We start from the raw sequence: 3,585 nt of genomic DNA on the forward strand, positions 1-3,585 counted from the left end.
CCCCCCCCCCCCCCCCCCCCCCCCCCCCCCCCCCCCCCCCCCCCCCCCCGGCTCCTACAGGGGGCGTTAGGTCAATGTTCCAAGGCATACCGCCGGCAATGGTTGAGATACCCCTCTTCATGGCTGCCCACCAACTGCACCACGCTGGTCCATAACCACGACGGCGCATCCAGCTGTTTGGAGCGGTTTTCCTGCAACACCGCCATCCAGTCCTTGCGCGTGTCACGGTCCATCTGCCGGGCATGGGCAATGCCGACCACACGCGCCAGGTAACCGGCCGCGTGCATGGCATCAATCTCGCTCAGTTCGTCCAGCTCCAGTTTCATGTCCTGGGGCAGCAGCTCGCGGATGAAAAAACCGTGGTCCAGAAACCGCGTCGCCACCATCCGTTCACCCAACCCAGGGGACAGTTGGCGGGCGCCCTCCACCACCCGACGACCGTTGTCCCGAGGCATCTTCGCGCGCGGGGCACGGGGTGCCGCGGCGCCGACGGCTTCCTTGATATCGATCAGGCAGTACTCCTGGTCGTCCTTGTCACCCACACCCAGCAACGCGGCGTAACGCAACAGGCCGAGGGAGCTGCAGCCCTTGACCCAATAGGCTGAGTCCAGCAGTTCGACCTTGGCGTCCTTGGGGCGGCCTTTGAGTGAAGTGACCAACTGATGGATCTCGTCCGAAGCACACACGCTGGCCAGCGCGCTTTTTTCTGCCCGCGACAACGACCAGAAATGCTTGCCCAGCGGAATCGTAGGACGGGCATTTTCGATGCGTTCACGCGCCAGGTTTTTCCAGGTGCGTTCTACCGCACTGCGCATGCCCGCCTTGACCTGGGACGGGCGCGGTGGCACCTCGTCGGGCTTGTCTTTGAAAGCCTGCTCGTAACCCACCATCATTTCTTCGAGCATGCGTGCGGTGGTCACACCGGGCAGGTCCGAGCCACGCGCCGCCGTTGCCAATGAGAGCGCCAGGCGTACCAGGTCATGGGCCGGGTTACCGATCACGGTCTGGTCAAGGTCGCGGATATGCATGTCGATGCGGCCCTTGGTATCGCCGGTCGGCCCCAGGTTGCCCGCGTGGCAATCGCCGCAGATCCAGATCGCCGGGCCGTGGGGCAAGCGCCGGCCGCGCTGGCTGTGCAGCCATTCGTAGAACTGCACGGTGCTGCCACGCACGTAGGCGTGGGCGGAACGGGCCATTTTCAGGTTACGGAGTTGAGTGAGGTGAGGGATGCGGGCGGAGGGACGCGGACTTTTCATGAATGCACTCAGGTCGGGGTACGGTAGAGGTTAGCCCGTCATGAATGTTTCATTTTGTTTCAAGAATAAAATTTCATGCCTGCCCGATGACTTCCGTCAGCCAGCCCTTAAACGCCGACATCGCCGGGGTCTCCGCCCGCGATTGCAAGCGTGTCAGCCAATAGCTGCCCGTGGTGATGCCCACGTCGAACGGCTGGCGGATCGCATCGTTTGCCAACTGCCGCGAGAACATCATCGCTGGCGCAAGGGCCACGCCGATCCCTTGCAGCGCGGCTTCCATCATCGCCAAGGAAGAGTCGAACACGATACTGCGCGGCACCAGGGTGTCGGCAGGCAGGCCGGCGGCCTGGAACCATTGGGTCCACTCATCGGCACGGTAGGAGCGCAACAGCGTATGTTTCAACAGGTCGGCGGGCGTGTGCAGTTGCTCGGCCAGCTGGGGCACACACAGCACGGTCAGCGGCGCTTCGAGCAGCTGGCAGGCGTCCGTGCCGTGCCAGGCGCCGGCACCGAAACGGATCGCGTAGTCCAAACCTTCGGCGGCGACGTCGACGCGGTTGTTGTGGGTGGACAGGCGCAGGTCGATAAAGGGGTAGCGCGCCTGAAAATCCGCCAGGCGTGGCAGCAGCCAGCCCACGGTAAAGGTGCCGACCGCGCCCACGGTGAGCACTTCGCGGTAGTGGCCGCCTTCGAACTGGTTGAGGGTCTGGGCGATACGGTCGAAGGACTCGCGCACCACCGGCAGCAAGGTTTCGCCTTCGCTGGTCAGCATCAAGCCCCGAGGCAGGCGTTTGAACAAAGTGACATTCAACTGCGCCTCCAGGCTCTTGACCTGATGGCTGACCGCGGCCTGGGTGACGCACAACTCGATGGCCGCCCGGGTGAAGCTCAAATGCCGGGCGGAGGCCTCGAAGGCGCGCAAGGCGTTGAGGGGGAGATGGGAACGCAGCATGCCTGACCCAAAATTAACTAATGGCTGGGACGAGATATGATCGTTTGTCCGAAACCGCCGAACTGCCTACATTTGCCACGCCCGCGCAGGCTATCCAATCAATCGATCACTCTCATGGAAGCGATATCATGCCTCACTCTTTACTGTCTGGAGTGCGTAATTTCACCGCACTTGCACTCTTGATCGGCGCGGGCCAATGCCTGGCCGCGAGCGACCTGCGCGCCGTGGTGGATGCCAGCGTCAAACCGCTGATGCAGCAGCAGTCTATTCCGGGCCTCGTCGTCGGCGTGGTACAGGACGGCAAGGCACAATACTTTAACTACGGTGTCGCCTCCAAGGATGCCAGGCAGCCGGTCAGCGAAAACACCCTGTTCGAGATTGGCTCGGTGAGCAAGACCTTCACCGCCACCCTCGCCGGCTATGCCGTGTCCACCGGCAAGCTCGACCTGGCAGCCCCGGCCAGCCAGTACCTGCCCGCCTTGAAGGGCAACACGTTCGACCACATCAGCGTGCTCCAACTGGGCACCTACACCGCCGGCGGCCTGCCCCTGCAGTTTCCGGCAGAGGCCGACAACACCCAGCGCATGATCAGCTACTACCAGCACTGGAAACCCGATTTCGCCCCGGGCACCCATCGCTTGTATTCCAACCCCAGCCTGGGCCTGTTCGGTCACCTGGCCGCGCAAAGCCTCAAGCAGCCGTTCGACCAGTTGATGGAAAAAAACCTGCTCCCCCAACTGGGCCTGAAACACACCTACATCCAGGTGCCGGCCAGCCAGATGAAGCTGTACGCCCAAGGCTATGGCAACGATGGCAAGCCGGTGCGTGTCGGCCCCGGTGCAATGGACAGCGAAGCCTACGGCGTGAAGACCAGTGCCGCCGACCTGCTCAAGTACGTGGAAGTGAACATGAACCCCGAGGGCCTGGCCAAGCCGTTGCAGCAAGCCATCGCGACCACGCACACCGGTTACTACACCGTAGACGGCATGACCCAGGGACTGGGCTGGGAGATGTACCCCTACCCCATCAAGCTCGACGCGCTGCTCGCGGGTAACTCGACCCCCATGGCTCGGGAGCCGCACACGGTCAATTGGCTGACCCCGCCACAGGCGCCGCATGCCGACACACTGGTGAATAAAACCGGCTCCACCAATGGCTTTGGCGCCTACGTGGCCTACGTGCCCAGCAAAGGCCTGGGCGTGGTGATCCTGGCGAACAAGAACTACCCGAATGGGGAGCGGGTGAAAGTGGCCCATGCGATCTTGAGCGCACTCGACCACTAACGTCGAACAACAACCATATGTGGGAGCCGGGGGGGGGGGGGGGGGGGGGGGGGGGGGGGGGGGGGGGGGGGGGGGGGGGGGGGGGGGGGGGGGG

Annotated in this window: 3 protein-coding genes; 1 reads left to right on the plus strand and 2 read right to left on the minus strand. The window is 63.7% G+C overall.

Annotated features, from left to right (window positions below; all coding sequences use genetic code 11):
- Positions 1–71: 71 nt before the first annotated feature.
- Both AC07SU_RS30840 and AC07SU_RS30845 read right to left on the minus strand, forming a co-directional pair.
- Entirely contained in the window at positions 72–1,256 is a 1,185-nt protein-coding gene (locus AC07SU_RS30840) for a DUF2252 domain-containing protein (RefSeq protein ID WP_494999262.1), read from the minus strand.
- A 73-nt stretch (positions 1,257–1,329) separates the two neighbouring features.
- Entirely contained in the window at positions 1,330–2,208 is an 879-nt protein-coding gene (locus tag AC07SU_RS30845) for a LysR family transcriptional regulator (protein ID WP_494999263.1), read from the minus strand.
- Between the two features lie 128 nt (positions 2,209–2,336).
- On the opposite strand from AC07SU_RS30845, the gene ampC reads away from it, so the two are divergent.
- Positions 2,337–3,491 carry a class C beta-lactamase gene (ampC, locus tag AC07SU_RS30850; RefSeq protein WP_494999264.1) on the plus strand — a complete coding sequence of 385 codons (1,155 nt, stop codon included), beginning with the start codon at positions 2,337–2,339 and terminating at the stop codon, positions 3,489–3,491.
- The last annotated feature ends 94 nt before the right edge of the window (positions 3,492–3,585 follow it).

This window comes from Pseudomonas sp. GW821-FHT05H12 (assembly GCF_059419385.1).